The organism is Duganella levis, assembly GCF_009857605.1.
Taxonomy (GTDB): domain Bacteria; phylum Pseudomonadota; class Gammaproteobacteria; order Burkholderiales; family Burkholderiaceae_D; genus Rugamonas; species Rugamonas levis.
Genome location: NZ_WWCT01000071.1, coordinates 1 through 3202, shown reverse-complemented (window position 1 = coordinate 3202; position 3202 = coordinate 1). Strand labels below are relative to the sequence as shown.

At 70.3% G+C, this 3202-nt stretch carries 1 protein-coding gene; it reads right to left on the bottom strand.

From position 1 onward, the window contains the following. The coding region (locus tag GTP69_RS30715) for a glycosyltransferase (protein ID WP_161058414.1) at window positions 1-3086 on the bottom strand (3086 nt) is incomplete at its 3' end. Between the last annotated feature and the right edge of the window lie 116 nt (window positions 3087-3202).

The following is a 3202-nucleotide window of genomic DNA, read 5'->3' as shown; positions in this document are numbered from 1 at the left end:
GACCAGCTGATCAGCATTTCGGCCGCCAGCCAGCCGCGCAAGTCGTCGCGCACGGCGGCCGAAATGCTGATCAGCTGGTCGGCCTGGGCGGCGGCCACCGCCAGCCAGGCCGCATGGCCCTCGCCGGCGCCGGACGGGAAGAATTCCGCTTGCAGCACCGGCAGCAGGTCGTACACCATGAAATTGACGGCCACGCCGCGCGCGCGCCACTGGGCGTACAAACCCTGTTGCGCGGCCGCCATCATGGCGCCCGGCGACGAATCGCCGCTGTAGAACACGTCGCCGGCGGCGACGTCGGCGCGCGGGTCGGTCACCCCCGTGGCGTCCAGGCCCAGCAGGCCGAAGGCGTAGCGGCGCGCATAGCGGTAGTGCCAGTGGCCGCCTTCCTCGCTCAGGTAGACCGGCTCCACCCGCCAGCCCGGCTGGTGCTCGCGCAACAGTTCCTGCAGTTGGGTGCGCACGACCCGTTCGATGCCGGTCTTCAGGTCGTGGCGCGAGATGGCGGTGACATCCACCAGTAGCTGGCGTGGCGCCAGCGGATCGGGCGCGCGGGCGATGCAGGCGGACAGCTGTTGCAAAAAGGCGTCGTCGCGCGGCAGTTCCGGCAGCGCAGCCAGGGTGCGCATCAGGCCGGCGCGGTTGGTGGCGGCCTCGGCGTCGGCCAGGTCCAGCGCGTCGGTGTACAGCTGGGCACAGTGTTCCTGGGTGTGCTGGCGCAGCAGCAGGGCGCGGCTGGCCGCGGTCAGCGCGGCGCGGCGGTCGGCGTCGGCGCGCAGGTGTTCCAGCGCCTGGCTCAGCTCGGCCAGTGCGAACTGGTCGTCCAGCTTGTAGACCGCCTCGTCCGGCAGGGCGGCGAAGGCGCCGTTGGCGTTGACGATGGTCGGCACGCCGTGCGCCATGCAGTACAGCACCGCGCCCGAGGTTTCGCCGCGCGAGATGCTGCGCAGCTGTACGCCGACGTCGGCCGCCTGCAGGTATTGCTGGTAGACCGCGTCGTCGGTCCAGCCGGCGATGCGGATGCGCGGCGAGCCGCTGGCGGCGATCATGGCGCTCAGCTGCACACCGTAGTCGCCGCCGTGGTTGGCGCCCACCAGGATCAGTTCGCAATCGGTGTCGTGCTGCAGGCTGGAGGCCAGCCAGGCTTGCACCAGTTCGTGCGCCAGCTTGGTCGGCGCGATGAAGCCGAAGCTGCACACCACGAAGGCCTCGGCGCGGATGCCCAGCGCGGCGCGCGCGGCGGCGCGGTCCTGGTGGCTGGCAAGTGCGCGCGGGTGCGGCACCATGCTCCAGTTGTGGCCGGCGTGCGGGCTATACCATTCGCGCGCCAGGGTCAGCGCATGTTCCGAATGGTGGATCACCCGCGTGGCGCCCTCCAGCACGCCAAGGCTGGACGGGTAGCGCTCCTTGGCCAGTTCCCAGCCGCCTTCCTGCTGCGCCAGCAGCAAGGCCGGGTAGCCGTGCGCATGGAACAGCGCCTGGTTCCACACGCCTGGCATGGCGCCGGTCATCTGTTCGTAGGACAGCATGCCGCTGAGGAAAAAGTCGTGCAGCACCACCACGCCCGGATGGTCCTTCAGCAGCGGCAGCATGTGGCTGTGGAAGGGACTGTTGCCGAACTGGTAGAGGATCTGGTCGAACTGGTCGGCGTGCTGGCGGAACCAGGCCAGGTCGCGCCGCGGCAGCTGATCCAGCGTCGGCGGCAGGCTGCAGGCCGACTGCTGGAGGATCAAATCGATGTCGAAATGGGCGCTCAGCGCCGGCAGCACTTCCAGCGCATAGTCGGCGATGCCGGTGCGCTCGGGCGGCAGCGGGCAGACGAAGGCCAGCTTGCGGCGCCGGTGCGGCGCGGCCGGCACCGGCGCGCGTTGCGCCACATGCGCTTCCATCGCGCGCAAGGCCTTGCGCGCCGAGGCGTCCCAGGAGAAGGTGGCGGCCTGGCGCCGGCCATGCGCGCGCAGGCGCTGCTGCATGGTCGGGTCGGACAGCACAGCGGCGATCTTGTCGGCGATCGCCTGCGGCGCGGCGGCGTCGAACAGCGCTTCCTGGCAACCGATCACTTCCGGAATACTGGTGTTGTCGGCGCCGATCACCAGCGCACCGCAGGCCATCGCCTCCAGCGCCGGCAGGCCGAAGCCCTCGTGCAGCGAGGGGAACACGAACAGCGTGCAGCTGCGGTACAGCGCGATCAGCGTGGCGTCGTCGACATAGCCGGTCAGCAGCAACTCATCGTCGGCCAGGCCGGCCGCGCGTGCGGTGTCGCGCAGGCGGGCGCGCTCGCCGTCGTGGATGCGGCTGGCGATCAGCAGCTGGTGGGCCGCGCGCACCGCCGGCGGCAGCAGGCTGAAGGCCTGAATCAGGCCGTCGATATTCTTGCGCGCGTCGGCGCCGCCGGGCGCGTACATCAGCACGCCGCGCGTCAGGCCGAAGCGGGCGTGCAGCTGCGCCACGTCCTGCGCGCACATCTCGGCGCGGCAGAAGCTGTCGTCCACCGCAGTGGAGATCGGCTGCACGTGGTCGGGCGCCAGTTGCAGCAGGTCGATCGCCTCCTGGCGCGAGTAGTCGGAGATCGACAGTACCAGGCCGGCGCGCTTGAGCGAGGCCAGCTTGCGCTCGTAGTACTGGCGCTGCAGCGGCGTGCCCAGGTAGGCGTCCGGATTCAGCGCCGGGATCAGGTCGTACAGGATGACGGCGGTGTCGGCGCCGCTGGTGAAGGCGCCGATCGAGGTGACGCTGTCGTCGACATAGCCTTCGAACAGGCTGGTGACCAGCACCATGTCCGGCTGCAGCTGGGCGATGCAGTATTCGCGCAGCAGCTCGGCGGCGCGCGCGCGGCCGTGGTTGGCCGCATCCAGCTCGGCCACGTGCGGCACGATGTCGAAGACGCGGATGCGTTCGGCCGGCACCAGGCCGGCAAAGGCGGCGCGCAGGTCGGGGATGGCGGCCGCCAGGGCGCCGTTCAGCAGCAACCAGATTTCGTGCTGGCCGGCATTGCGCGCCATGGCCAGCGCCAGCGCCAGGCTGTAGCGGCCGATACCGCGAAAGCGGCTTTCCGATTGGGCTCCCTGCAGGTCGATGACGATGCGCATCAGTGTTTTCTCGCTTCCCGTTTTTCTAGCGTGTTCTTCAGTTCGTGGTAAGCGCGCGCGGCGCGCGGCGACAGGTCGCCGTCGCTCGGCAGCGGTTCCGGCGGCAGCGCGCTCGC